The sequence below is a fragment of the Nocardia sp. NPDC057455 genome (assembly GCF_042802775.1).
Lineage (GTDB): Bacteria > Actinomycetota > Actinomycetes > Mycobacteriales > Mycobacteriaceae > Nocardia.
The window spans coordinates 15787-40357 of sequence record NZ_JBHVDM010000039.1 but is presented as its reverse complement, the minus strand read 5'-3'; the positions used below and the strand labels follow the sequence as shown (position 1 = coordinate 40357).

24 protein-coding genes and 1 pseudogene are annotated in these 24571 nt (G+C 70.0%); 8 read left to right on the top strand and 17 right to left on the bottom strand.

The window, feature by feature from the left end; translation table 11 throughout:
* Positions 1 to 31: 31 nt before the first annotated feature.
* From ACFU5M_RS17785 to ACFU5M_RS17775, 3 genes are all read right to left on the bottom strand, one after another.
* On the bottom strand, positions 32 to 871 hold the full coding sequence (locus ACFU5M_RS17785; RefSeq protein ID WP_379050165.1) for a DUF72 domain-containing protein: 840 nt from the start codon (positions 869 to 871) through the stop codon (positions 32 to 34).
* A gap of 64 nt (positions 872 to 935) precedes the next feature.
* Positions 936 to 2453: a glycerol kinase GlpK gene (gene glpK / locus ACFU5M_RS17780; protein ID WP_379050162.1), complete on the bottom strand. Its 1518-nt coding sequence runs from the start codon at positions 2451 to 2453 to the stop codon at positions 936 to 938.
* 30 nt (positions 2454 to 2483) lie between these two features.
* Positions 2484 to 3266, bottom strand: a complete 783-nt coding sequence (locus ACFU5M_RS17775) for an IclR family transcriptional regulator (RefSeq protein ID WP_379050160.1) — start codon at positions 3264 to 3266, stop codon at positions 2484 to 2486.
* 256 nt (positions 3267 to 3522) lie between these two features.
* Between ACFU5M_RS17775 and ACFU5M_RS17770 the strand changes: the two genes are divergently transcribed.
* From ACFU5M_RS17770 to glpD, 3 genes are read left to right on the top strand one after another with little or no spacing between them, the layout of a single operon-like run.
* The gene (locus ACFU5M_RS17770; protein WP_379050158.1) at positions 3523 to 4338 is read left to right on the top strand and encodes an MIP/aquaporin family protein; all 816 of its coding nucleotides are present in this window, start codon (positions 3523 to 3525) and stop codon (positions 4336 to 4338) included.
* A gap of 41 nt (positions 4339 to 4379) precedes the next feature.
* Positions 4380 to 5900 (top strand): glycerol kinase GlpK, encoded by a 1521-nt coding sequence (glpK, locus tag ACFU5M_RS17765; RefSeq protein WP_379050156.1) that lies wholly within the window; start codon positions 4380 to 4382, stop codon positions 5898 to 5900.
* A gap of 51 nt (positions 5901 to 5951) precedes the next feature.
* The gene (gene glpD / locus ACFU5M_RS17760; RefSeq protein WP_379050154.1) at positions 5952 to 7631 is read left to right on the top strand and encodes a glycerol-3-phosphate dehydrogenase; all 1680 of its coding nucleotides are present in this window, start codon (positions 5952 to 5954) and stop codon (positions 7629 to 7631) included.
* Between the two features lie 37 nt (positions 7632 to 7668).
* Here the strand turns inward: glpD and ACFU5M_RS17755 are convergent, their stop codons facing one another.
* Positions 7669 to 7833, bottom strand: a complete 165-nt coding sequence (locus ACFU5M_RS17755; RefSeq protein ID WP_357042974.1) for a hypothetical protein — start codon at positions 7831 to 7833, stop codon at positions 7669 to 7671.
* A 125-nt stretch (positions 7834 to 7958) separates the two neighbouring features.
* Here ACFU5M_RS17755 and ACFU5M_RS17750 point away from each other — a divergent pair, with 125 nt between their 5' ends.
* Positions 7959 to 8633, top strand: a complete 675-nt coding sequence (locus ACFU5M_RS17750) for a class I SAM-dependent methyltransferase (protein WP_379050151.1) — start codon at positions 7959 to 7961, stop codon at positions 8631 to 8633.
* 9 nt (positions 8634 to 8642) lie between these two features.
* Here the strand turns inward: ACFU5M_RS17750 and ACFU5M_RS17745 are convergent, their stop codons facing one another.
* Genes ACFU5M_RS17745 through ACFU5M_RS17735 form a run of 3 tightly spaced genes read right to left on the bottom strand, consistent with a single transcriptional unit; the run spans position 8643 to position 11201 of the window.
* Positions 8643 to 9905, bottom strand: a complete 1263-nt coding sequence (locus tag ACFU5M_RS17745; protein WP_379050150.1) for an acyl-CoA dehydrogenase family protein — start codon at positions 9903 to 9905, stop codon at positions 8643 to 8645.
* A gap of 7 nt (positions 9906 to 9912) precedes the next feature.
* The gene (locus tag ACFU5M_RS17740; RefSeq protein WP_379050148.1) at positions 9913 to 10911 is read right to left on the bottom strand and encodes a phosphotransferase family protein; all 999 of its coding nucleotides are present in this window, start codon (positions 10909 to 10911) and stop codon (positions 9913 to 9915) included.
* A complete protein-coding gene (locus ACFU5M_RS17735) occupies positions 10908 to 11201 on the bottom strand; it encodes a DUF6285 domain-containing protein (protein ID WP_379050146.1) in 294 nt (97 codons plus the stop codon). Before ACFU5M_RS17735 ends, ACFU5M_RS17740 begins: the two co-directional genes overlap by 4 nt.
* A 304-nt stretch (positions 11202 to 11505) precedes the next feature.
* On the opposite strand from ACFU5M_RS17735, the gene ACFU5M_RS17730 reads away from it, so the two are divergent.
* On the top strand, positions 11506 to 12678 hold the full coding sequence (locus ACFU5M_RS17730) for an Ig-like domain-containing protein (RefSeq protein ID WP_379050214.1): 1173 nt from the start codon (positions 11506 to 11508) through the stop codon (positions 12676 to 12678).
* A 412-nt stretch (positions 12679 to 13090) separates the two neighbouring features.
* Here ACFU5M_RS17730 and ACFU5M_RS17725 read toward each other — a convergent pair whose 3' ends face one another.
* A complete protein-coding gene (locus tag ACFU5M_RS17725; protein WP_379050145.1) occupies positions 13091 to 13561 on the bottom strand; it encodes a winged helix-turn-helix transcriptional regulator in 471 nt (156 codons plus the stop codon).
* A 105-nt stretch (positions 13562 to 13666) separates the two neighbouring features.
* Here ACFU5M_RS17725 and ACFU5M_RS17720 point away from each other — a divergent pair, with 105 nt between their 5' ends.
* Positions 13667 to 14920, top strand: a complete 1254-nt coding sequence (locus ACFU5M_RS17720) for a cytochrome P450 (RefSeq protein WP_379050143.1) — start codon at positions 13667 to 13669, stop codon at positions 14918 to 14920.
* Here the strand turns inward: ACFU5M_RS17720 and ACFU5M_RS17715 are convergent, their stop codons facing one another.
* The 3 genes and pseudogenes from ACFU5M_RS17715 to ACFU5M_RS17705 all read right to left on the bottom strand — a co-directional run.
* On the bottom strand, positions 14921 to 15604 hold the full coding sequence (locus tag ACFU5M_RS17715) for an SDR family NAD(P)-dependent oxidoreductase (protein ID WP_379050140.1): 684 nt from the start codon (positions 15602 to 15604) through the stop codon (positions 14921 to 14923).
* The gene (locus tag ACFU5M_RS17710) at positions 15601 to 16053 is read right to left on the bottom strand and encodes an SRPBCC family protein (protein WP_379050213.1); all 453 of its coding nucleotides are present in this window, start codon (positions 16051 to 16053) and stop codon (positions 15601 to 15603) included. The genes ACFU5M_RS17715 and ACFU5M_RS17710 overlap by 4 nt, the downstream gene beginning before the upstream one ends.
* A 399-nt stretch (positions 16054 to 16452) precedes the next feature.
* Positions 16453 to 16848 (bottom strand): annotated as a pseudogene (locus ACFU5M_RS17705) (FUSC family protein); the annotation flags it as partial.
* A gap of 943 nt (positions 16849 to 17791) precedes the next feature.
* Between ACFU5M_RS17705 and ACFU5M_RS17700 the strand changes: the two are divergent.
* Both ACFU5M_RS17700 and ACFU5M_RS17695 read left to right on the top strand, forming a co-directional pair.
* A complete protein-coding gene (locus ACFU5M_RS17700; protein WP_379050138.1) occupies positions 17792 to 19210 on the top strand; it encodes an amidase in 1419 nt (472 codons plus the stop codon).
* 104 nt (positions 19211 to 19314) lie between these two features.
* Positions 19315 to 19659: a hypothetical protein gene (locus ACFU5M_RS17695; protein WP_379050136.1), complete on the top strand. Its 345-nt coding sequence runs from the start codon at positions 19315 to 19317 to the stop codon at positions 19657 to 19659.
* Position 19660: 1 nt separating this feature from the next.
* On the opposite strand, the gene ACFU5M_RS17690 is transcribed toward ACFU5M_RS17695, so the two are convergent.
* The 6 genes from ACFU5M_RS17690 to ACFU5M_RS17665 all read right to left on the bottom strand — a co-directional run bounded on the left by ACFU5M_RS17690 (position 19661) and on the right by ACFU5M_RS17665 (position 24565).
* Complete coding sequence (locus ACFU5M_RS17690) at positions 19661 to 20671, bottom strand: cation diffusion facilitator family transporter (RefSeq protein WP_379050134.1); 1011 nt, start codon at positions 20669 to 20671, stop codon at positions 19661 to 19663.
* A 133-nt stretch (positions 20672 to 20804) separates the two neighbouring features.
* A complete protein-coding gene (crcB, locus tag ACFU5M_RS17685; RefSeq protein WP_379050131.1) occupies positions 20805 to 21173 on the bottom strand; it encodes a fluoride efflux transporter CrcB in 369 nt (122 codons plus the stop codon).
* Positions 21170 to 21664 carry a fluoride efflux transporter FluC gene (locus ACFU5M_RS17680; RefSeq protein WP_379050128.1) on the bottom strand — a complete coding sequence of 165 codons (495 nt, stop codon included), beginning with the start codon at positions 21662 to 21664 and terminating at the stop codon, positions 21170 to 21172. The genes crcB and ACFU5M_RS17680 overlap by 4 nt, the downstream gene beginning before the upstream one ends.
* Positions 21665 to 21721: 57 nt before the next feature.
* The gene (locus ACFU5M_RS17675) at positions 21722 to 22171 is read right to left on the bottom strand and encodes a universal stress protein (protein ID WP_379050125.1); all 450 of its coding nucleotides are present in this window, start codon (positions 22169 to 22171) and stop codon (positions 21722 to 21724) included.
* Between the two features lie 58 nt (positions 22172 to 22229).
* Positions 22230 to 23582: a flavin monoamine oxidase family protein gene (locus tag ACFU5M_RS17670; protein WP_379050122.1), complete on the bottom strand. Its 1353-nt coding sequence runs from the start codon at positions 23580 to 23582 to the stop codon at positions 22230 to 22232.
* Positions 23583 to 23983: 401 nt separating this feature from the next.
* A complete protein-coding gene (locus ACFU5M_RS17665; RefSeq protein WP_379050121.1) occupies positions 23984 to 24565 on the bottom strand; it encodes a TetR/AcrR family transcriptional regulator in 582 nt (193 codons plus the stop codon).
* Between the last annotated feature and the right edge of the window lie 6 nt (positions 24566 to 24571).

Genomic DNA, 24571 nt, shown 5'->3' with positions numbered 1-24571 from the left:
TCGATAGCTCCTGCGGGACCGTCCTCTTCCGTCAGAAAAGGGTCATCGGCTCGGCCTGCGTGGGCTCGGGCAACGGGTCGAGCTCGGGCAGCAGGGCGCGGACCTCGGCATGGAAGCGGCGGGCCAGCTCGAGCGAGCCGGCGTTGTCCGGCGTGTGCAGGAACACCGTCGGCGACCGGCCTTCCCGCAACCACTCGGCGACCGTGCCGACCCACGGCTGCCAGCCCTCGACGGTCCGCTCGACATCGTCGCGGCCGTGGTACCGCACGATCGGATACTCGGTGAGGGCGCGCATTCTGCGCCGCACCCGAGGCTTCTTCGACGCCGCCTCCTGTTCCGCCGCGCTGGTGGGTGGACCGTCGAAAAGCACGGTGGTGTCGAACGGAACCCATTCGGCGCCCACCCTGGACAGGACGTACTCGAGCCCGCGCGCCGCCTGCTCGTCGGCGAAGAACGCGGGATGCCGCACCTCGACGGCGGCCCGATAGGTGTTCGGCAATTGCCGCAGGAATCCGGCCAGCGCACCGAGATCGGTGGGGCCGAACGAGCCGGGCAGCTGTACCCACAGCGCGTGAATGCGTTCCCCGAGCGGCCGCATCGCTGCGAGGAACGAGCGCAGATCCTCCTCGACGCCGGTCAGCCTGCGTTCGTGGGTGATCGGCTTGGGTAGCTTGAGCACGAACCGGAAGCCGGGATCACATTGACTCGCCCAGGATTCCACCGTGCGCCGCGACGGCGTCGCGTAGAACGTCGTATTGCCTTCGACCGCGTTGCACCACGTGGCGTACCAGCGCAGCCGCTCCCCCGGCGCGAGCTGCCTCTCCTGCCAAGCCGCGTGCGTCCACATCGCACATCCCACGTACAGCCGCATGCTTCCGACGCTAACCCACCGTCCCGACACGCTCGTCCCGGTGGCACGCGACCACGACCGTGACTCACCGTCGCGCCCGCTTCGGCGACCGGACCCAGCCGAAGGTCAGCTCCACGGCGCGCTTCCAGTTGTCGTACTCATCCGCTCGCAGCTCGGGGTCCATCCGTGGAATCCATTGCGCGGCAAGGCGCCAATTGTTCCGCAATCCTTCCAGATCCGGCCAGTAACCGACGGCCAAGCCCGCGGCGTACGCGGCGCCGAGCGAGACCGTCTCGGCGACGAACGGACGCGACACCGGAACGTCCAGGACATCGGCCACGATCTGCATGAGCAGGTTGTTCGAGGTCATGCCGCCGTCCACGCGCAAGGCCGCGGCTTGCAGGCCGGAATCGGCGTTCATCGCCTCCACTACGTCGCGGGTCTGCCAAGCGGTGGCCTCGAGCACGGCGCGGGCGATGTGGCCCTTGGTGATGTAGGAGGTCAATCCGGCGATGAGACCGCGTGCGTCGCTGCGCCAATGCGGCGCGTACAGGCCGGAGAAGGCGGGCACGACGTAGCAGCCGCCGTTGTCTTCGACGGTGCGCGCCAGGGTTTCGATCTCCGGCGCGCTGGTGACGAGCCCGACGCTGTCACGCACCCACTGCACCAGCGAGCCGGTGACCGCGATCGGGCCCTCCAGCGCGTAGACCGGCTCCGGGCCGATCTGGTAACCGATCGTGGTGAGCAGGCCGTGCCCGGAGCGCACCAGTTCCCGTCCGGTGTTCATCATGAGGAAGCCGCCGGTGCCGTAGGTGCACTTGGTCTCCCCACGCAAGAAACAGGTTTGGCCGAACAACGCGGCGTGCTGGTCGCCGAGCGCGGCGGCGATCGGGATGCCCGGCACCACCCGGCGCGTGCTGCCGTAGGACGCGGTGGACGCTTGGATGCGCGGCAGCATGCGGGCGGGGATGCCGAAGAACTCCAGCAGCTCGTCGTCCCAGGTGAGGGTCCGCAAGTTCATCAGGAGGGTGCGGCTGGCATTGGTGACGTCGGTGAAATGCAGGCCGCCGTCGGGACCTCCGGTGAGGTTCCAGATCAACCAGGTCTCCATGGTGCCGAACAGCACCTCACCCCGCTCCGCCCGCTCCCGCAGACCGGGCACCGAATCCAGCATCCAGCGCAGCCTCGGCGCGGCGAAATAGCTGGCCAGCGGTAGGCCACACAGCTCACGGATGCGGTCGGCGCCGGGCTTGCCCTCCAATTCCCGGACCAGTTCTTCGGTCCGCACGTCCTGCCAGACGATCGCCCGGCCGATCGGCGTTCCGGTGCGGCGGTCCCACACCACGGTGGTCTCGCGCTGGTTGGCGATGCCGAGCGCGGCGATCCGGTCGGCGGCCACGCCGGAATCGCGCATTGCCTGGGGCACGATCCGCTCGACATTGCGCCAGATCTCCAGCGCGTCCTGCTCGGCCCATCCCGGCCGCGGATAGTGCTGCCGGTGCGGCCGCTGGGCGACGCCGACGAGCCGGGCACGCTGGTCGAACAGGATGCACCGCGTGGAGGTGGTGCCCTGATCGATGGCCAGCACGTATCGCTGCTTCATGCTCGGCTGCTCCTGGTCGACGTCGGCTGGTCACCGGTCGGACGAGAGTCGATGTCCGGCGCCGAGGTCGCGCGATACCGCCCGTGCCGCGTCGAGCACCTGGCCGACCAGCGCGGGCCGGTGCCGCAACTGGGCGTCACAGAGCCGGTCCACGGCGCCGGTGATGCCGATGGCGCCGACCACGAGCCCACCGGGCGCCCGGATCGGCGCCGCGATACCCGCCTCGCCCGTCCGGACTTCCTCGATGTCACCCGCCCATCCGGCCTGCCGGACGCCGCCCAGCGCCCTGGCGAGCGCGGAGCGGTCGACGAGGGTGCGGTGGGTGAGCGGGGCGAGCTCGGTGCGGCGCATCGCGGCGGCCAGGTCGGCGTCGTAGGCGAGCAGGACCTTGCCCAGCGCGGTGGCGTGCGGCGGCAGTAGTTCGCCGAGTTCGAGTGCCTGCTGGGTGTTGTCCGGCCGGAACACGTGATGCACCACGACGACCGCACCGTCCATCGGCGTGCCGATCCGCACCGACTCGCCCGTGCGAGCAGCCAGCGCGTCGGCCCAGTTGATCGCGCGGGAGCGCAACTCGTTCGCGTCGAGGTAGCTCGTGCCCAGATGCAGCAGTGCCGCACCCAGCTGGTACTTGCCGGTGCCCGGGTCCTGTTCGACGAAGCCGACCCCTTGCAGCGTGCGCAGGATGCCGTGCGCGGTCGGTTTGGGCAGGTCGAGCGCGCCCGCGATGTCGCCGACGCCGAGCCGGCCGGAACCACGGGCCAGCAACCGCAAAACGGCCGCCGCCCGCTCGATCGACTGGATCGCACCCGGCATGTCGGAGAACCTACCCGTGTCGTGATTCGACATTGTCGAACGGTTGGTAATACCTGGGCTACATCATTGAAACCCAGTGTGAGCTGCGCCATACATCCTCCTCGCGAGTCGGACGGTAGTGGCGTCGGCTTCCGGCAACCAGTCGAACCGTTCGACATTGTCGAACGACGGCTGTATCCGGGTTGCGCGTCCCGCCGTAACTTCCGTTTCACGCAGGGTCGCGTCCGCGACCTGCGGGGCGAACGGAGGCTCAACGATGAACTTCGGCTCGATCTTCCTCAGCGAAGCACTCGGCACAGGCGTGCTGGTGCTGCTCGGGGTCGGTGTGGTCGCGAACGTATTGCTGGCGAAGTCCAAAGGGCTGGACGGGGGCTGGCTGCTGATCAATGTCGGATGGGGGTTCGCCGTCCTGGCAGGCGTTTACGTCGCCTACAAGACCGGCGGCCATCTGAATCCCGCGGTCACCGTCGGCATCCTGTTCAGTGGCGCCGACGAGTTCGCCCCCGGCATCGCCATCTCCGGCTCGGCGACGCTCGCGTATCTGAGCGGCCAATTCGCCGGCGCGTTCTTCGGCGCGACCGCCGCCTACATGGCCTACAAGCGCCACTTCGACGCCGAGACCGACGAGGAGAAGAAGCTGGCGGTGTTCGCCACCGGCCCCGCGATTCGCGCGCTGCGCTGGAACTTCGTCACCGAAGTGATCGGCACTTTCACCCTCGTCCTGGTGATTCTCACCTTCGGCCACACACCGAGCGGGCTCGGCCCGGCCGCCGCCGCGCTGCTGGTCGTCGGCATCGGCGCCTCGCTGGGCGGGCCTACCGGCTACGCCATCAACCCCGCTCGTGATCTCGGCCCGCGCATCGCGCACGCCCTGTTGCCGGTGCGCAAGTCCGCCCCCGCCGACGCGGTGCTGGCCCCGGTGGGCGCGGGCGCACCCGTACCGGCCGGATCGCCCGACGCCGACGCCGCACCGCACGGCAAGGACTCCGACTGGGGTTACGCCTGGGTGCCGGTACTCGGTCCGCTGCTCGGCGGCGCGCTGGCCGGACTCGCCGCGCAGTTCCTGTTCTGAATCCTTCTTCCTTGCAATCGAAGTTTCCCGAAAGGACCGCGATGAGCCAGTACGTCGGCGCCATCGACCAGGGCACCACGAGCACCCGTTTCATGGTGTTCGACCACGGCGGCAACGAGGTGGCCCGCCACCAGCTCGAGCACGAGCAGATCCTGCCGCGCCCGGGGTGGGTGGAGCACAATCCGACCGAGATCTGGGAACGCACCCGCGCGGTCGTCCAGACCACGCTGACCAAGGCCGATCTCGTCGCGAGCGACCTCGCCGCGGTCGGCGTCACCAATCAGCGGGAAACCACGGTGGTGTGGAACCGCAAGACCGGACGGCCGTACTGCAACGCGATCGTCTGGCAGGACACCCGCACCGATCGCATCGCCGCCGAACTGGAGCGGGCTGGGCACGGCGATACCATCCGGCGTAAGGCGGGCCTGCCGCCTGCCACCTATTTCTCCGGCGGCAAACTGCGCTGGATCCTCGACAACGTCCCCGGGGTAGCCGAGGACGCCGAGCGCGGCGACGCGCTGTTCGGCACCACCGACACGTGGCTGCTGTGGCAGCTGACCGGCGGAGTCGACGGCGGTGTGCACGTGACGGACCCGACCAACGCCAGTCGCACCATGCTGATGAACTTGGAGACGCTGGACTGGGACGACGAACTGCTGGCGCTGTTCGGGGTCCCGCGCGCGATGCTGCCCAGGATCGCGCCCTCGGCGAACGCGGAACTTTTCGGCACCACCCGCCCCGACGGACCGTTCGGCGGCGTAGTCCCGCTCTCCGGCGTGCTCGGCGACCAGCAGGCCGCCACCGTGGGGCAGGTCTGCTTCCGTCCGGGTGAGGCGAAGAACACCTACGGCACCGGAAACTTCCTGCTGCTCAACACCGGTACCGAGATCGTGCGTTCGCAGCACGGACTGCTCACCACGGTGGCCTACCAGTTCGGCTCGGAGAAGCCGGTGTACGCGCTGGAAGGTTCGATCGCGGTGACGGGCTCGGCGGTGCAGTGGCTGCGCGACCAGCTGGGCATCATCTCCGGTGCGGCACAGAGCGAATCGCTGGCCCGGCAGGCCGAGGACAACGGCGGGGTGTATTTCGTCCCCGCGTTCTCCGGGCTGTTCGCACCGTATTGGCGCTCGGACGCGCGGGGCGCGATCGTCGGCTTGTCCCGCTACAGCACCAACGCCCATCTCGCGCGGGCGACGCTGGAATCGATCTGCTACCAGACCCGTGACGTCGTCGAGGCGATGCAGGCCGACTCCGGCGTGCGGCTGGACGTGTTGCGAGTGGACGGCGGCGTCACCGCCAACGAGCTGTGCATGCAGTTGCAGGCCGACTTCCTCGGGGTGCCGGTGTCGCGTCCGGTGGTCGCGGAGACCACCGCGCTCGGCGCCGCCTACGCGGCGGGGCTGGCGGTCGGGTTCTGGAGCGGCACCGACGAGCTGGAACAGAACTGGAACGAAGCGAAGCGCTGGAGCCCGACCTGGTCGGCCGAGCAGCGCGAGCGCGGTTACGCGCGCTGGCAGAAGGCCGTCGCCCGCACCCTCGATTGGATCGACGTCGACGAATGAGGGGCGACGCCGACCTATCCGAATAACACCGAAACAAGGAGAGATACCGCTGTGTCCGCACGATTGGACGCCCAGTACCGCGCTCGCGCGGTGAACGCACTCGGCGACACCGAGATCGACGTACTCGTCATCGGCGGCGGCGTCGTCGGCGCGGGCGCCGCGCTCGACGCCGCCTCCCGCGGCCTGACCGTGACCCTGGTGGAGGCCAGGGACTTCGCGGCGGGCACCTCCAGCCGCTCCAGCAAACTCATCCACGGTGGGCTGCGCTATCTGGAGCAGCTGGACTTCTGGCTGGTGCGGGAGGCGCTGAAGGAACGCGGCCTGCTGCTGCACCGGCTGGCACCGCACCTGGTACGGCCCGTGTCATTCCTGCTGCCGTTGCGGCATCGGGTGTGGGAGCGCGCCTACATCGGCGCGGGTGTCGCCCTGTACGACACCCTCGGCGGCGCCCGTGCGCTGCCGATGCACCGGCATCTGTCGCGCACAGGCGCGCTGGAACTCGCGCCCGCGCTGCGCGAGGACGCGCTGACCGGGGCCATCCGGTACTTCGACGGCCAGGTCGACGATGCCCGGCACACGATGATGATCGCGCGCACGGCGGCCCGGCACGGCGCGACCGTGCTGACCCGCACCAAGGTGACGGCCCTGCTGCGCGACGGAGAACGCGTCGTCGGCGCGGAGGTCACCGACCTGGAGACCGGCCGCGTGCACGCGATCCGCGCGCGCCGGGTGGTCAGCGCCACCGGCGTGTGGACCGACGAGATGAACCGGATGACCGGCGTCGAGTTCCCGTTCCACGTCCGGATGTCCAAGGGCGTGCACATCCTGGTGCCACGCCATCGTCTGCACCTGGACACCGGCCTGATCATGCGCACCGAGAAGAGCGTGCTGTTCGTGATCCCGTGGCACGGGCACTGGATCATCGGCACCACCGACACGGACTGGTCGCTGGACAAGGACCACCCGGCTGCCAGCGACGCCGACGTGCGGTACCTGCTCGATCACGTCAATCGGGTGTTGCGCGAGCCGCTCACCCGCGACGACATCGTCGGGACCTACGCGGGTCTGCGCCCGCTGCTGTCCGGCGCGTCGGCCGACACCGCGACGCTGTCCCGGGAGCACGCGGTCGCCGAACCCGCTCCCGGCCTGTTCGTGATCGCGGGTGGCAAGTACACCACCTACCGGGTGATGGCCGCCGACGTCGTGGACGCGGCGGTGGCCGGACTCGGCCGCGCGGTGGCCCCGTCGGTGACCGAGCACCTGCCGATCCTCGGCGCGGTGGGTTATCAGGAACTCGCCGCCGACCTCGACAGCCTGGCGCAGCGCTCGGGTCTGCCGCGGGCGACGGTGGAGCGTCTGCTCGGCCGTTACGGCTCGATGATCACCGATCTGTTCGACCTGATCGCCCGCGAGCCCGCGTTGGGCGAACCGCTGACCGGCGCACCCGGGTACCTGCGCGCGGAGGTGGTGTACGCGGTGACGCATGAGGGCGCACTGCACCTGGACGACGTGCTCACCCGCCGCATCCGCGTATCGATCGAAACGGCCGACCGCGGCCTGGCCGCCGCTCCCGAGGTGGCCTGGCTGATCGGCGCGCAGCTCGGCTGGGACGCCGCCGCCACCGAGCGGGAGATCACCCGCTATCGCGACCGGGTGCACGCCGAACTGGCCGCCAACCAGGCGGCCGACGACCGATCCGCCAACGCGGCCAGGCTGATCGCCGTTGCCTGAGCACGTGGCACGGTTCCCACGCGGAACCGTGCCCGGCTCACTGATCCATGCCGCTGTGCCCGCTCGGCGTCGACTCGTCGGTCTCGAGTTCGGCGCCGGCCGGGTGTTCGTCGGCGTGCGTCGGCTTGGTGTGCTCGTCGGCGAAATCCGCGTCCTGCTGCATCGACTCCGCCGTCGTCGGATCGATATTCGGTGTGCTCATAACCCGCGCGTACCCAGTCGTGCGGCCCTGACGCACACCTTCGACCGCTGCGAAAAGGCAGGCTCGGTACCTCGGCGAGTGTGGCGGGTTGACCTCGAGCGCGGTTGAGGATGAAGCATGGTGGCATGACTCGTCCAGCTGATTTCTGGAACACCGTCTACGACAACGACACCGCGCCCTGGGTGATCGGCGAGCCGCAACCGGCCATCGTCGCGCTCGAGCGGGAGGGCGGCATCACCGGACGCGTGCTCGACCCGGGCTGCGGCGCCGGTGAGCACACGATCCTGCTGACCAGGCTCGGGTACGACGTGCGCGGCATAGACATGTCGCCGAGCGCGGTGGCATACGCGCGCGCCAACGCGACCGAACAGGGTGTGCCGTCGGCCGCCTTCGAGGTGGCCGACGCGCTCGCGCTCGGCGACCGGCCGGACCTCGCCGGTGACCCGCCCGGCTCCGCGCCCGCGTTCGACACCATCGTCGACAGCGCGTTGTTCCACGTCTTCGGAACCGAGGACGAGCCGCGCGCCGCCTATGTCCGCAGCCTGCACGCGATCTGCAAACCGGGCGGCACGGTTCATGTTCTCGCGCTCTCCGATGTCGAGCCGGGGTTCGGCCCCCGGATCAGCGACACCCTGATCCGGGAGTCGTTCGGCGACGGCTGGGCGGTGGAAGACTTGCGGCCGACGCGGTACCGAGGGCGCGTCACCGACCCGGTCGCCCAGGACGCGGCGAACCTGGAGGTATCCGCGTCCGGCCACGTCGATCTCGCCGCGTGGCTGGCCCGGATCCGCCGCCTCTGAGCCGCCGCGTCACACGCCCTTCGGCGCCTTGCTTCCCATGAAGCCGAACAGGTAGCCCGCGACCCGCCGCATCTGGATCTCCTCGGCGCCCTCGGTGATCCGGTAGCGGCGGTGGTGGCGGTAGATGTGCTCGAACGGCTTGTGCCGGGAGTAGCCGAGGCCGCCGTGCACCTGCATGGCGCGGTCGGCGGCCTCGCAGCACAACCGGTTGGCCCAGTAGTTGCACATCGAGACCTGCTCGGAGACGGCGAACGTGCCGTAGGTATCCATCGACCACGCGGTCTTGTGGATGAGGGCGCGCAACATCTCGCACTGGGTGTGCAGCTCCACCAGAGGGAACTGGATCGCCTGGTTGGCGGCCAGCGGCTTGCCGAAGGGCTTGCGCTGTTTGGCGTAGGCCACCGACTCGTCGATGCAGTATTGCGCCGCCCCCAGACTGGACGCGGCCTGGCGGATCCGGTTCTCGTTGAAGAAGTGCTGCACCACCGCGAGGCCGCGACCTTCACCGCCGAAGACGGCGCTGTCCGGCACCCGGACGCCGTTCAGCGAGACACGAGCGTGGTCGGTGGGCATGTTGAAGGTCCAGAGGTACTCCTCGACGACGAATCCCGGCGCGTCGGTGGGCACCAGGAAGGCGGTGATGCCCGCCGCGTCGCCGGGACCGCCCGAGGTGCGCGCGAAGATCAGGTCGGCGTCGGCGATGTGCACGCCGGTGTTCCAGGTCTTCTGCCCGGTGATCACCCAGCCGTCGCCGTCGCGGACCGCCGCGGTCTCCATGTGGGTGGCGTCGGAGCCGTGCTCGGGCTCGGTGATGCCGAAGGCGAAGAACCTCGTCCCCGAGGCCAGCCCGTCCACCCACTCCGCCTGCTGCGCGGGTGTGCCGTGCTCGAGCATGAGCAGCAAGCCGACGTTGTTGGCCACGATGGCGTGCTCGTTCTGCAGATCGCAGTGCAAACCGAGGCCGCGCCGGGCCAGGTGCTCGCGGATCACGGCCATGCCCAGATTGGTGCCGTCCCGGCCGCCGTACTGCGCGGGGAACGCGTACCGCAGGTGCCCGGCGGCGTCGGCGCGCCTGCGCACCTCGGCCAGCAGCTCCTCCCATCGCGCGTTCGGCAGGCCGCCGCGATCCCAGTCGGTGCGGGCGTCCTCACGGCGGTGGTCGAAGAAGCGGATGTTGTCGTCGGCCTGCTCGAGCGGCGAGATCTCCCGCTCGATGAACGCGTCGAGTTCGGCCAGGTAGTCGACCAGTTCCGCAGGTAGCTCGAAATCCATGAGGCGATCAGCCTTTCGCAGTGGGTCGGATCTGCATCAGCAGGTCCCATTCGATTTCCGACACGCGGCGCCCGCTGGCCGCCATCACGATGTCGCGCACGCTGCCGTCCGAATGGGCCGCGGCCTGCCCGGCCAGTCCGACGCCCCAGGCGAGCGTGCACATCACCTTCCACCAGCGGAACCGGTCTTCGTCGAAACTGCCGCCTGCGCGCTGGTACCCGCGCACGAAAGCGGCGCGGCCCGCGAGCCCGCCGAACTCCCGGTCGTCCGCGCGGAAACGCCACATGCGCAGCGCGGGCCAGGCCACATCGCGCATCGGATCGCCGTGGCGCTGCGCGCCTTCCCAGTCGAGCACGGCCCGCAGGCCCTCGGGCCCGACCACGATGTTGCCGTTGCGCATGTCGGTGTGCAGTAGCGCCGTACGGGGCGGCGCGGACGGGCAGTGGCGTTCCAGCCAGCGCAGCGCGAGGGCGAACACCGGCCGATCCGGCAAGAGCGCGCGCACGTGCTCGCCGGCCTCGGTCAGCTGACGTTCCGGATCGGCGGCCGCTTCGGGCAGGCGAGCGGGTGCGGTCGCCGGGTCGATGGCATGCAGACGGCCCATGGCCGCACCGAGTTGTTCGGCGACTCGTTCGCCGAGACCTGCCGCCTCCGCCAGCCGTAACACCTTGCGCGGCACGGTTTCCCCGTCCACCCGTTCGGAGACTACGAACGGCCCGCCGACATAGGCGCCATCGGCGCAGATCGCCACCACGGGGGGCACCGGCACACCGTGCGTCCGCGCCAGCTCCCGGACGGCGGCCTCCACGTCGACCGGGACCAGCTCGATCGCGCTCGGCACGATGGTCGCGACCAGCCGTCGCGTCCCGCCGCCCAGGTCGGCCTCGAAGGCGACGTTACGGCGGCGGGCGCCCGCGGAGAGGTATTCGACGTTCGACACCGTCACCGCGCGGCCGCTCCCCGACTCGAGGAACCGGGCCAAACCGCGTGCCAGCTCGGCGCTCACTCGCCGGCCCAGGTGTCGTACCCCGGTTTGGCGATCGCCAGATCGGCCCGCACGACTGCAACCAGCGCTTCCCAGAGTCGCTCGTCATCCTCGGCTACCGCATCGAGCAACTCGCGCTCCCGCTCGGCCGCGGCGGGGCCCGCTTCGATCTCCCTGCGCACGATCCTGGCGAGATTGGCGCCCACCCGCGCCTTGTGCTGCAACCCCGCGGGCAGGGCGGGCAGCAGCGTCTGCTCCAGCAATTCGGCGAGCGATTCCAGCAGCTCCGCTGCCGATGGGCGATTCTGCATTCGTTCCCCTCGGTCGGTTCGGCCCTCAGCATGGCACGCACCGACACCCTCCCGATCGGTACTTTCGGCCGTCACCCCTGGCCGCGCAACCGCAGCACCCCAGTGGTTCCCGGCCGGTCGTTCCTGTGCGGTGGCTGGGAATTTGCCGTGGGTCCTGCTTCGCGCGGGGTCGTGCAGGAGGACGGTCGGTAAAATCCGGGGTAGTAGGCGCGGATGCGCCATTCTTGCGCTGGGCGAAACACAGGAGAATGAATTGGGGACCAGACGCGTCCGATCCGGAGTCGTCGCCGGGATCATCCTGGTCATGGCGGTGATCGTGGCGGCGTGCTCGTCCTCGTCCGGGCCGGGTGGAGCGCCGGGTGCGGTCGGCCCGACGCCCGCGCCGATCGCCATCACCCCCGCGTCGGGCGCGGGCAACGTCGATCCGCTCGCACCGATCCAGGTGAGCGCCACCGAGGGGCAGCTCACCTCGGTCACCATGACCAACGAGCAGGGCAACACGGTCGACGGGATCATGACGCCGGACCAGACGGCATGGAAGCCCACCGAGCCGCTCGGCTACGGCCGCACCTACACGGTGACCGCGCAAGGGTTGACCGTCACCGGCAGGACCGGCCCGACCACCTCGACCTTCTCCACGCTGACCCCGAACAATCAGACGAAGGTGTCGCTGACCACCACGGGCGGCACACCGCTGTCCGACGGCGGCACGTTCGGGGTGGGCACCGTCGTGGTGGCCCACTTCGACGAGGACGTCCCCGATCGCGCCACCGCCGAGAAGCACTTGTCGGTCACCACCGATCCGCCGGTGGAGGGTGCCTGGTACTGGCTGGACGATCGCAACGCGCATTGGCGCCCACGGGAGTACTACGCGCCGGGCACCAAGGTCAGGGTGGCGGCGAACATCTACGGCCAGGAGCTCGGCCGCGGGCTCTACGGCCAAGAGGACACCGAGACCACGTTCACCATCGGCGCGTCGCACGTCTCGATCGCCGACGACGACACCAAGCAGATCCAGGTCTTCGAGAACGGCAAGCTGATCCGCACCATGCCGACCTCGATGGGCAGGGGAGGCAGCGAGGTCGTCGGCGGCAAGACGATCACCTTCTGGACCCAGCCCGGGATCTATACGGTCATGGACAAGGCCAATCCGGTGATCATGGACTCCTCCACCTACGGCCTGCCGATCAACTCCCGCCTCGGCTACAAGGAGGCCATCGGCTGGGCGACCCGGATCAGCTCCGACGGAATCTACTTACATCAACTCGACTCCACCGTGTGGGCCCAGGGCAACACCGACGTCTCCCACGGCTGCCTCAACCTGAGCGGCGAGAACGCCCAGTGGTTCTTCAACTTCGCCGTCCCCGGTGACGTCGTGGAGATCCGTAACACCGGAGGCGCCCCGCTGGAGGTCTGGCAGAACGGCGACTGGGGTCTGCCATGGGATCAGTGGGTGCAGGGCAGCGCGCTTCGATAGCGTCCGCCCTCCGGCCGACACGCTGGCTGCCCTTGCCGATGCCGGGAAGCTGCACTACATTCCTGCACTCGCGAGACCACTCGGTCTCCAATCCCTGCGCGGCGGACCCGCGACGGCACCGCGCGGGACCGCGTTGACGATCGGAGCCGGCTCGATGGCGATGCTGCTGTACTACCTACTCCTACCGCTCTATCTCGCCGAGGCATTCGTCAAGCTGCTGGACTGAGCGCCGCTCGGCCGCGACGCACTTCGGGCCGGCCGCGCCCGCGACATCCGCGATCGACGTGGCGCCGAGCTCGGCCTTTCCGCTCCCATACGGCTCGGAACACGTGACGCCCACCGTGAGCTCGGCGCGACGTCGGCGCCGATGCCGGAGCACCCGTTCAGCGGATACTCGGCCCGAGCGATTCCCTCAACCGGCTTGTTCGGTGCCCGGTGGCTGATGGAAGCCCGGACCTGCCTTGGGTTCGACCTCGCGCGGGTCGATCGGCTCGCGGCAGTGGTCGCAGACCAGCATGGGTTCGGTCTCCTGCCCGCAGGCGCGGTGTTCCAGGACGATCGGCCTGCCCTCCGGCCCGACCAGGTGGTGATCGCCCCAGACCATCATCGCCGTGACGATCGGGTACAGCTCGCGGCCCGCGGCGGTGAGGTGGTAGTCGACGCGCCCACCGCCGTGGTCGGTGCGGGTGAAGATGCCCGCGTCGATCAGCATGCGCAGGCGGCTGGTGAGCAGGTTGCGGTTGGTGATGCCGATATTGCGGGCGAAGTCGCTGAAGCGATGCACTCCGAAGAACGCCTCGGCGATGAGCAGGATGGTCCACCGGTCGCCGAGCAGTTCGACGACGCGGGTGACCGAATCGTCGACCGGGCGCCGCAATGTCATGGCGCTATCTTCGCATCCCGACTCGGTATTGCATTCCTACCATCGGTATCGGAATAATACCGAAGATACCGGTGCCCGTTCCGGGCCGGACAGCTGGGAGTGTCGATGACGACCACGAACCACCCGACCGACGACTACGTGCGTCTGCTCGACCCCGCGGTGCGGCCGGATCCGTATCCCCTCTTCGCGCGGCTACGTGACTCCCGCGCGTTCCGGATCGGCACGGCGCCGGTGGTCGTGCTGACGCGCTACGCCGACTGCGCCGCGGTGCTGCGCGATCCGCGGGCGAGCGTCGACCGGTCACTTTCCCGGTTGCAGCTCGGCTCGATGCCGATCTACGACGGGACACGCGAAGACGGTGCGGCACAGGCACAACCCTCGTTCTTGTTTCTGGACCCGCCCGATCACACTCGCCTGCGCCGCCTGGTGGCCAAGGCGTTCACTCCGCGCGTCGTGGGGCGACTGGAGCCTCGGATCACCGAGATCGTCGACGACTTGCTCGACCAGCGCGCCCGCGAGGGACGTTTCGACGCCGTCGACCACCTGGCCTATCCGCTGCCGGTGACTGTCATCTGCGAACTGCTCGGCGTCCCGCTCGCGGACGAGGCGCGGCTGAGCGCCTGGTCGGCGCTGCTGTCCCGCACGCTCGACCCGACATCCCGCGCGGCCGCCCAGTTCCGCGCCGACCCGGCGGAGCTCCGGCGCGCCGGGACCGAATTGCATGCCTACTTCGAAGAACTCGTCGATCGCCGCCGCCGCGCACCGGGCCCGGATCTGCTGTCCGAACTCATCGCCGCCGAAGACGCCGGTGACGCGCTCACCCATGCGGAACTGATCTCGACCTGTGCGCTGCTGCTGGTCGCCGGGCACGAGACCACCGTCAACCTGATCGCCAACGCGACCCTCGCCCTGCTGCGCAGGCCCGTGGAACTCGCCGCCCTCCGGGCGGATCCCGACCGGGCGGCGGGCGTGGTCGAGGAGACGCTGCGCTTCGACCCACCGGTTCAGCTGATCCCGCGCATCGCCGCCGACGACATGGACATCGGCGGCATGGACATCCAGCGCGGCGACCTGGTGGTGCTGCTCGTCGCCGCCGCGCACCGCGATCCGTCGGTGTTCGGCGACCCCGACCGATTCGATCCGGCACGCGAGAACCGCCACCTCGCCTTCGGTCTGGGGGCGCATTTCTGCCTCGGCGCTCCCCTGGCGCGCTTGCAGGCACGCGTGGCGTTGACCCGGTTCGCGCAACGAGTCGAATCCCCCTCGCTGCCGGTGGACCCGCCGCCGTACCGGGAACATGTGAACCTGCGCGGGCCCGCGCACCTGCCCATCGAGTTCGCGGCGATCCGGCCCAGGTAGTCAGCCGTCGTAGGCGACGTGCGGCGTCCATCCCTCGGCCGGGCGGGTGGCCGCCGCGTGCAACGCCGCGGCGACCCGGTCCCGCGTGCACGCTCCTTCGCCCAGCACACCGTTGACCTGCACCGCGACGGCCCGGATACCGGCGGGCGCGAGGGTGGCGTCCAAGCTGGTGACCAGATTGCGCACCGCCGCCTTCTGGACGCCGAGCGAGGCGGCCCGGTGCCACGGCTTGTCCGCGGCCGCACTGCCGGTGACCAGCACGCGGGCGCCATCGGCCAGGAAAGGACGTGCTGCCTGGACGGCAGGCAGCAATGCCGCGGCGCCGACAGTGAAGTCCTCGATCAAATCGGCGACCGAGAGCTGCAACGGATCGGCTTCGCGGAAGATGCTGGGATTGAAGTGCAACACGTCGATGCGGCCATGGCGCTCGCCCACCTCCGCCACGAGCCGGCCCACGTGGGCGGGATCGCGCAGATCCACACCGGCGCCCTCGGCGGGAAAACCCTGCTCACGCAGGTGCTCCGCCAACGGTTCGGCCTCCTCGGGTAACCGGCAGGCCAGCACCGCGGTGTAGCCGTCGGCCCCGAACAGGCGGGCGACCGACAGCCCGACACCGGGACCGGCGCCGAGCACGAGCAGCACGGGAGCGGTCGCGGTTTTCGGGCGGCTGTCGGCCGGGATCATTCGACGACGGCCTTGATCCGGTTCAGCGTCTCGCGCATTCCCTCGACGTTGGTCTTGCCGCGCGTCCACCCGGCGAGCAACCAGTACAGCCGCAGCACGGGGTTGCTGTGCAGCTGAAACGACTCGGTGACATCGGTGCCGCCGTCGACCGGTTCGAAGACGTAGCGCCACGTGTTGATCGGCATGCCCTTCGGCCCGAGCACGGTGAACGCGAACTCGCGACCGGGCTCGCAGGCGACGATGCGGCACACGGTCGCGTACTTCAGCCCCCAGCCGTTCCGGTTGACATGGCCGCGGAACTTCACGCCGACCGCGGGCTCGGTGGCGCCACCGAGCCACTCCGCGGCGAACGTCTCCGGACTGAACCGCCCGGTGTTCTCGATGTCACTGACCAGTTCCCAGATCTTGTCGGCGGGGGCGGCCATCCGAACGGTCACGCTGTCATGCATGCGCCGAACGCTAGCAGGCGGTTGTGCCGGCGCTTGCGGGTCGAACCGCGCCGTCGCGAGGCGGGCCGCCCAGCCGTCCACGCCGGACAGCCGCTGTCCGGGCTGCAGCACCCAGCAGGCGGCGAGCAGATCGTGACCGAAGTGTGCGAGAGCCGCATGCTCCGGCCAGTACTCGCGGGTCCACTCGGGGTCGTCGGTCGCCGAGTCGATGCCGCTGCGGACCACGCCGACCAGCTCGAATTGCAGACGCTGGACCAGCACCCATGCTTCGGCGTCCATCGGCTTGCGGCGCAGGTGGTCGAGCAGGGCGCGGGCGGCGGTGCGCACCCGGTGTTCCATCCAGCGGAAGGTGCGCCGGTGCCCGCGAGGCGCGACACCGTGCAGCGCCAGCACGGCGACGGCGACCCCGATCATGGTCTCCCACAGCCGATCGCGGATCACCGGCCCGATCGGGCCGCCCGTGGTGGCGACCCCGCCCGCGATCAGCGCGACCGGCGTGATGAAGACGACGGCCAGTGCGTAATTACGCGGCACGAACAGTTCGATGCAGAACTGCAGCGCGGCGACCAGTGCGATCAGCGCGTACCCCGTCGGCCCGAGCTGGTAGATGAGCGCGAACAGCCCGAGGCCCGCGATCGTTCCGACGAACCGGTGAATGGCCCGCACTTGCCCCCGCACCCGGTCGGGCCCGGCTTGCAAGACGATGAGGGCACTGAGCACCGCCCAGTGCGGCCGGTCCAGACCGAGCAGCGCGCTCAGCGCACCCGCGCCCACACAGCCTCCGGCGACGCGCATTGCGCTGATCGCCGCGTGGGAGGCGAACGACAGGGAACGACGCAGCCGGAAGCCGACGCCCGGCCGGGCGAACGAGATCAGCGGATCGACCAGCAGATCGTCGGTGTCGTCGTCGGGAGCGTGCCCGGCGAGACTGCGCCGCGCGCCCTGCAGGGTGGCCAGCAGTTCGGCTTCCCCTGGGTCGGAGGGCGGGCCCGCGTCGTAGACCGCGGCCCACGCGTCCGCCATCGCCGCGCCCGCCCGGTGGCGCAAGTCGATGGCGGGCGTCCCCGCCTCCCTTGCCACGACGTAGGCGTCGACCGCGCGGACCGCCGCGTCGACCGCGATCCGTTCGGGCTTGCGGCGATCGCGCAGCACCCCCGCCATCGAGACGACGACCGACGCGACCACACCGCAGGCCGCACAGAGCAACAACGTCACCACCGCGGTCCCGGCCTCGACGGCTTTCATCGCGCCCGCGCAGACCAGCGCGAAGAACAGCGCACCCGGCGGACCGAGCCGCAGCGCGTCGATGACGAACACGGCCACGACCGCGATCGCCGACACCACGATCACCATGAGCAGCGACGAACCGAACCCGGTGTCCAGTACCGCGCCGATCAGCGCGCCGACGCCACAGGCGGCGAGCAGCGCCGATCCGGCCGCGAGTACGACCCGGCCGCGTACCCGGAACGGTCGCCCCTCGCCGTAGAGCACCGCGAAGGCGCCGAACATGACGAAGACCGCGGCGTCCGGATGTCCGAGACCGGTGACGATCGCGGCGGGGGCGGCGAACGCCAGCGCGGCACGCAATGCCACGCTCCACCGCCTGCCCGCGGGCGGCAGGGCGAACAACAGCGAGCCGACCCGCCCCTTCGGCGGCACCGGATCCGGATATGTCGCCGCCACCTGCTGTCCTTTCCGGTCTGGACGAACTGTCTGGTGCACAGATTAGATTCGAGACATGACCGCCGACGCTCATATTCCGCTACCCACGCGCGTCCACGCCTTCGCCGACGACGCGCTCGGGGATCACGACGCCGTCGCCCTGGCCGCTCTGGTGCGCGACGGGGCTCTCTCGCCACATGAACTCGCCGCCGCCGCGGCGGCGCGCGCGAAGCAGGTGGAAGAGCTGGCGGCCGTCGCCTACCCGAGCTATGCGGAACCGCTGCTGCCCGCCGAGCGGACCGGCGCCTTCTATGGCGTGCCCAGTTTCGTGAAGGACAACACCGACGTGGCCGGCATGCCGACGAATCAGGGCACGGCCGCGTTCCGCGCACGGCCCGCCCGCGCGCACAGCGGCTACACCCGGCAGTTCCTCAGCACCGGCCTCACCGTTCTCGGCAAGAGCGCCATGCCCGAATTCGGCTTCAACGCCAGCAGTGAAACGCCGCACGTCGCGCCCACCCGCAACCCGTGGCACACCGGCTACTCGGTGGGCGGGTCGTCGGGCGGGGCCGCCGCACTGGTGGCGGCGGGTGTCGTCCCGATCGCGCACGGCAACGACGGGGGCGGATCGATCCGGATCCCCGCGGCGTGCGCCGGACTGGTCGGCCTGAAGCCGACCCGGGGACGGCATGTGGTGTCCGGGCTTGCGCGCACGTTGCCGGTCGACATCGTCAGCGAAGGAGTCCTGACCAGGACGGTGCGCGACACGGCGGCGTACACCGCGGCGGCCGAACGCTACTGGCGCAATCCGGCGCTGCCACCGATCGGCCGCGTCGAGGGCCCTCCGACCCGGCGCATGCGCATAGCACTCGTGCTCGACAACCTGGCGGGGCCGCTGTCCGCCGGTCCGACCCGGGAGGCCGTCGAAAATGTCGCGCGTGTCCTCGAAGCAGGCGGCCATTCGGTCGAGCCGGTTCCGCTGCCGTTCGACGCCACGATCGAGAGCGCCTTCCTCCACTACTGGGGCCTGCTCGCGGCCGCGATCACCACGACGGGACGGTTCCTCGACCGCCGATTCGACGTGCGCCGGGTGGACGACCTCACCGTCGGCCTCCGTGCCCTCTTCCTCCGCCGGGCCTTGCACGCGCCGCTCACGCTCTACCGGTTGCGCGCGGCGGCGGCCACCTACGAACAGACCCTCGGCCCCTACGACGCGATGCTGCTCCCCACTCTCGGCCACACCACGCCGGAGCTCGGCTACCTCAGTCCGACCGTACCGTTCGACGAACTCATCGACCGGTTGCGTGCCTACGTGTGCTTCACTCCGATCAACAACATCACCGGGACGCCGGCCATCACCGTTCCCGCGGGGCTGACCGACACGGGGTTGCCCGTCGGGGTGCAGTTCGCCGCCACCCGCGGCAACGAACACACCCTCCTGGAGCTGGCCTATCTGATCGAGGCCGAACGGCCGTTCCCCCGCCTGGATCGCTGACCCATTCCGGCTCGAATCAGGTTGCGATCAGCGCGCTGGATACGGCCTGGCTGGACGAGGTCGACGCCGAACGCGGTGTCTTCGTCACGGCGCAAGGTTTTTTCATGTACTTCGCACCCGACGAGGTGCGCCGGCTGTGCGCCACGATCTTCGACCGATTGCCCGGCGTGGAGCTGATGTTCGACATCATCCCGCCCTGGTTCTCGCGCAAGACCATGACGGGATTCCCCAAGACACCGCACTACACCGCGCCGCCGATGCCGTGGGGCGTCAAACGTAGCGACGCGGCGCGACGGCTGCGCGAATGGAGCCCGCGGGTGGCGGAGGTGACGAGGTCGTCGTTCAGCCCTTCCCGCGGTCCGCTCGCGGTGAGTCTCCCATTGTTCGAGCGCCTTCCGGTGCTGCGGGACACCCCGCCCGCGATCGTCCACGCGCGTGGAGCCGTATAGGTCAGGGCGCGGCGTTCGCGGCGGACGGGGGGCGGTCGCGGTGCACCGGGCCGTGGGCGTCGTCGCAGTGGTCTTCCAGCACCGGCAGCAGGCGCTGCGCCTGCGCCCCCGCGGAGGAGGCGACGGCGTGGGTGTGGTCGACCTGCAACGTGGTGTGGGTGATGCCGTAGTCGTGGTCGAGCAGATGCTCGATCCGCTGACGCAGTCCGTGACAGTCCGCACCCGCGCGGACCAGCACATGCGCCGACAGGGCGATGTCACCGGAGGTGATCTGCCAGACGTGCAGGTCGTGGACCTCGTCGACACCCTCGATGTCGACCAGCCCGCGCCCGAGCGCGTCCGGGTCGACACCAGCGGGCGCCGCCTCCAAGAAGATCCGGCCGGATTCGCGCACCAGCCCGAGACCCGCCTTGATCATCAGCGCGACGACGATCAGCGTGGCGATCGCGTCCGCCCTGGCGAAGCCGGTGGTCAGCACGACCAAGCCGGCCACGGCGGTGGCGATGAATCCGTAGAGGTCGTTGAGCACATGCTGGAAGGCGCCCTCCACGTTGAGACTGGAGCGATTGGCCTTGCTGATCGCCCAGGTGGCCGCGATGTTGACGACCACACCGGCCAGCGCGGTCGCCAGCACGAGGCCGCCGGTCACCTCGGGCGGCTCCAGCAGACGGCGCACGGCCTCGTAGGTGAGCCAGCCCGCCAGCACGAGGAGCGTGACCCCGTTGGCTTGCGCCGAGAGGATCTCGGCGCGCTTGTAGCCGTAGGTGTACTTGCCGTTCGCCGGCCGGGCCGCGAGCCGGATCGCGATGAGCGCGAGGACGATGGACGCGGCGTCGGTGAGCATGTGCGCCGCGTCCGACAGCAGGGCCAGCGAGTTGGCCAGCACGCCGATCACAACCTCGACCGACATGAAGCCGACGATGAGGGCCAACGCGATGGTCAGCCACCTACGATCGGCCGCACCCGACAGACCGTGCCCATGCGCGTGTGCGTGACCATGTTCGTGTCCCATCGACCCAACCCCTTCCAGCACTTATGTATGCGCATGTTTGCATCTGTCATGTGAGCTTAACCGACCTCGTGCGGCGCGCGATAGCGCAGCGGAGTGAGCTGGATCACGTCGCATACGTGCTCGGCGGAGCACGTCAGCCGACCAGGGCGTGCACGGCCGCATAAGTCGACACTGTGGCGATCAGCCCTGCGCAGACACTGACCACCACGTTCATCGCCGCGAAGAAATAGGCGCCGCGCTCGGCCAGGCGCACGGTTTCGTAAGCGAAGGTGCTGTAGGTGGTGAGCGCTCCGCAGAAGCCGGTGCCGAGCAAAACGAACAGCGGCGAGGCCAGCGCCGTCCCCGCTCCACTGAGCGCGCCGAGCACGAGGCAGCCCATCAGGTTCACCAGGAAGGTGCCCCAGGGGAACAGGCTGTCGCGACGATCCTGCACCGTACGGTCGATGAGATATCGCAACGGCGCGCCGATCGCGCCCCCCACGAGGACCAGCAACACGGTCATGGCGCTCTCCTCCATCCATGGCGCAGGCGCTCGTACCCGGCCCTGGTAAGCCACATGGCGGTGAGGGTGGCCAGGAGCGCGCAGATCAGGGTGCCCGCGAGATAGCCGGCCGCGACGACGATCGTGCCCGGCCGCAGCAGACCGCGGACCTCGTTGGCGTACGTCGAGAAGGTTGTGAACCCGCCCAGGACGCCCACGCCGAGGAAGGGACGCAGCAACCGGTGAGCAGACCAGATTTCGGTCACCGCGACCATGAGCACGCCGATCGCGAAGCAGCCCGCGACATTGGTCACGAAGGTGGCAAGGGGGAAATGTCCGGGGCGGCTTGGCAACCCTTGGGCGAGACCGTAGCGCGCGAGCGCCCCGAGCGCCCCGCCGAGCGCGACGACCGCCGCGGCCGAACCGTGCGTACGCCAGAAATCCCGCCGTCGGGCGTGGCCCCGCGCGCGATCGGCGATGTCTGCCGGTTCCTCGGTCAGTTCATCGGTCACACAGAACTCTTACCCGAATCCTCCGCGGCGGCGCCGGCACCCGCAGCGACGCCGCACTCATCGGAGCCCGGCCTTCTCGTCGCCGTCGTGCGCGACGAGCACCGAACAGCCGACGTGCCGCGCGGCCTTCTCCGCGGTGCTGCCCATGAAACGCCCCCAGATGCCCGAGTGCCCGCTGCGTCCCACTACCAGCAGGTCGGCATCGTGATCGGCGGCAGCCGTGGCCAGTTCCCGCGCCGCCTGACCCGCGCGGAGTTCGGCCCGCACCGCGATGCCGCGCTGTTCGGCGGTCTCGGCGGCGGTGGCGAGCCATCGACGGCAGGTCTGCTCCCCGATCGAGCGTTCGTCCTCGATCTCGCCGACCACCGGGCCGTAGTGCGGCAGATACTCTTCGACCGCGACGACCGTGAGCGCGGCGTGGTGCACCGTCGCCAGGTCGAGCGCCATCGTCAAGGCGGCCCTGGCGCCGGGCGAGTCGTCGTAACCCACCACGATCCGCTGGAACACCTCTCCATTGTGAGCCCTCACCCGAGCCGGAGCCAGCCTTCCGGCAACCTCGCGGCAATCACACGATGGTGGCGGCGCGATCGGCCGCGAGCACTTCGGCGGCCGCGCGCTCGCCCGAGCGGATCGCACCCTCGATGTAGCCCGACCACTCCGTGGCGGTTTCGCTTCCGGCCCAGTGGATCGCACCGACCGGGTGGCGCAGCGCCGAGCCATGGGTGGTCAGGACGCCCGGCGGGAAGAAGGAGTTGTAGCCGCCGCGGGTGTATGGATCGTCGGCCCAGACCTTTTCGTGCCACTCGATCGGCTCGCGGGCAACGTGCCCGAAGGCACGGACGAGCGAACCGATGATCATGGCGCGTCGCTCGCTCGCGGGAAGAGCCGCGAGCCGTTGCGCGGCCCGGCCGGGCACCAGCGCGCCGAGCACACCCGGACCGCCGGGGCGGGTGGCGTCGAAGGTGACCGGCACCGGATCGTGCAGGTTCAGCGACTGCCCGGTGAGAGAGTCGTCGCGCCAGAACGGCCGCTGGTAGACCGCGAACGATTTGAGGACCGAGCCCATCGGCATGCGCTGGGTCAGTTGGTCCCGCGCGGCAGGCAGCGGTGGGTCGTAGGCGATGCGTCCGGCCAAAGTGGGCGGCACCGCCACGATCACGTGCTCGGCGTCCACGTCACCGGAATCCGCGCTCACCCGCACACCGTTCACGCCCTGCCGGATACTCGTGACCGGCGCGCCGAGCCGCACCGCGTCGCCCAGTTCCGCGGCGACGGCCAGCGCGGGCCCGTCGGCGCCGTCGACGAACAGGCGGGTCACCGTCTCGGCGGTGATGCCTGCCTCGACGCCGCCCGCCGAACGGATCGTGGTCAGCAAACCGAGCATCGAGATGCTGCCGACGTCGACGCACAGTTCCTCGCCGATCATCACCTCGGCCAGGTTCCGCGCGCGCCGCTCCGGCACGTTCCGGCGCAACCAGGTCGCCGCGGTCATCGCGTCCAGCCGGTCCGCGCCCGGCGAAGTCCACGGGCGCGCGAGATCGATCCGGGCGGCCATCCGTTCCAGCCGCCACATGGCCTGGGCGAGCACGAGCAGGACGAAAGTCGGAAGCGGCGGGCGGGCTCCGGTGAACGGCCGCCGGACCACTCCTTCGACCAGCAGGTCGACCCCTTCGGGCGGCGCGTAGGTCGCGGCGCCGTACTCCTCGGCCAGCGCGGCGAATCGCGTGTGCGCGCCCGAAATCCACTGTCCGCCCAGATCGACGGCCCATCCGTCCCCGACCCGCGCGGTCAGGGTGCGACCGCCGACCCGATCGCAAGCCTCCAGGACGACGACCTCCCGGCCGGCCGCTCGCAACGCCCGCGCCGCGCACAGCCCGGCATATCCCGCCCCGACGACTACCACGTCCGCACGGTCCATGGTGGCCTCCCGTCGCCGCACCGTAACTCGACAACCACTGTCGATCACCCGTGGCCGATCCGCAACCGGCGGGGAGATCCGCGCGAGGAACGGCGACCGTCGCTGCCGCGCACGGGGGTGAACAGCCGTCCATGATGTGCCGACCCGTTCGCGCACCGGCGCGAAGTCACCGCGCGCCACGCTCGGCGTGGACCCTCGTCCGGTCGGCCGCGCTTTCGACCTCGCAGGCGGCGATCACGTCGGTCGACTGTTCGTTCACGTCTCGGGCTTGTGGTGATCGGCGCTGGACCACAGCTGTCGAAATGACCAGGGGAAGCGCAGATCCCTCGCACCGACGCCAGCACACCGCGACGGTCCGGCTTTCCGGCACGCGCAACACGCAGACGCGGACCCGACCGCGGCTAACGCCCCAGCGTGGCGAGGGCGGCGACGGCCGCCTCCTGCAAGGTCGCGGTCAGCGAGCGCGGCGGCGTCGAGACGCGTCCGCGCACCCATTGCCTGCAATACTCCTGCGCCGGTCCGACACAGATCGCATGGGCCACCGGATATCCGTCACCGCCCACGTCCGCGGTGCCGAGCAGCTCCCGGTACCGACGCTCCAGCGCCGCGAAGAAGGCCCGGTTGCGCTGTGCCAGTTCGGGCTCCGCGGCGCGCGCCACCTCGTCCGGCAGGGTGGCGAACAGGAAGCGGGCGAGGTCGCGATGATCCTGCACCCAGCCGAGATGGGCCGCGAGCATCGCGCGGATCGCCTGCTCGGGGCCGTTGTCCGGCGCGTCGAGATGGTCCAGCACCGTCCGCTGATAGTCGAGCATGCCGGAGACGTAGACCGCGGCGGCCAATTCTGCTTTCGACCCGAACGCGTGGAACATGCTGCCACTGGACAAGCCGAGCCGATCGCGCACACCGGCCATCGTGAACGACGGATACCCCTTGGCCAGGAGTTGTTCCGTCGCTTCGGCCAGGATCCGCTCGCGGGTGCGCACGGCCCG

Coding starts and splice junctions, on each gene's coding strand:
- ACFU5M_RS17785 (WP_379050165.1), bottom strand. CDS start 871: ATGCGGCTGTACGTGGGATGTGCGATGTGGACGCACGCGGCTTGGCAG.
- glpK (WP_379050162.1), bottom strand. CDS start 2,453: ATGAAGCAGCGATACGTGCTGGCCATCGATCAGGGCACCACCTCCACG.
- ACFU5M_RS17775 (WP_379050160.1), bottom strand. CDS start 3,266: ATGCCGGGTGCGATCCAGTCGATCGAGCGGGCGGCGGCCGTTTTGCGG.
- ACFU5M_RS17770 (WP_379050158.1), top strand. CDS start 3,523: ATGAACTTCGGCTCGATCTTCCTCAGCGAAGCACTCGGCACAGGCGTG.
- glpK (WP_379050156.1), top strand. CDS start 4,380: ATGAGCCAGTACGTCGGCGCCATCGACCAGGGCACCACGAGCACCCGT.
- ACFU5M_RS17755 (WP_357042974.1), bottom strand. CDS start 7,833: ATGAGCACACCGAATATCGATCCGACGACGGCGGAGTCGATGCAGCAG.
- ACFU5M_RS17750 (WP_379050151.1), top strand. CDS start 7,959: ATGACTCGTCCAGCTGATTTCTGGAACACCGTCTACGACAACGACACC.
- ACFU5M_RS17745 (WP_379050150.1), bottom strand. CDS start 9,905: ATGGATTTCGAGCTACCTGCGGAACTGGTCGACTACCTGGCCGAACTC.
- ACFU5M_RS17735 (WP_379050146.1), bottom strand. CDS start 11,201: ATGCAGAATCGCCCATCGGCAGCGGAGCTGCTGGAATCGCTCGCCGAA.
- ACFU5M_RS17730 (WP_379050214.1), top strand. CDS start 11,506: ATGGCGGTGATCGTGGCGGCGTGCTCGTCCTCGTCCGGGCCGGGTGGA.
- ACFU5M_RS17725 (WP_379050145.1), bottom strand. CDS start 13,561: ATGACATTGCGGCGCCCGGTCGACGATTCGGTCACCCGCGTCGTCGAA.
- ACFU5M_RS17720 (WP_379050143.1), top strand. CDS start 13,667: ATGACGACCACGAACCACCCGACCGACGACTACGTGCGTCTGCTCGAC.
- ACFU5M_RS17715 (WP_379050140.1), bottom strand. CDS start 15,604: ATGATCCCGGCCGACAGCCGCCCGAAAACCGCGACCGCTCCCGTGCTG.
- ACFU5M_RS17710 (WP_379050213.1), bottom strand. CDS start 16,053: ATGCATGACAGCGTGACCGTTCGGATGGCCGCCCCCGCCGACAAGATC.
- ACFU5M_RS17700 (WP_379050138.1), top strand. CDS start 17,792: ATGACCGCCGACGCTCATATTCCGCTACCCACGCGCGTCCACGCCTTC.
- ACFU5M_RS17695 (WP_379050136.1), top strand. CDS start 19,315: ATGTACTTCGCACCCGACGAGGTGCGCCGGCTGTGCGCCACGATCTTC.
- ACFU5M_RS17690 (WP_379050134.1), bottom strand. CDS start 20,671: ATGGGACACGAACATGGTCACGCACACGCGCATGGGCACGGTCTGTCG.
- crcB (WP_379050131.1), bottom strand. CDS start 21,173: ATGACCGTGTTGCTGGTCCTCGTGGGGGGCGCGATCGGCGCGCCGTTG.
- ACFU5M_RS17670 (WP_379050122.1), bottom strand. CDS start 23,582: ATGGACCGTGCGGACGTGGTAGTCGTCGGGGCGGGATATGCCGGGCTG.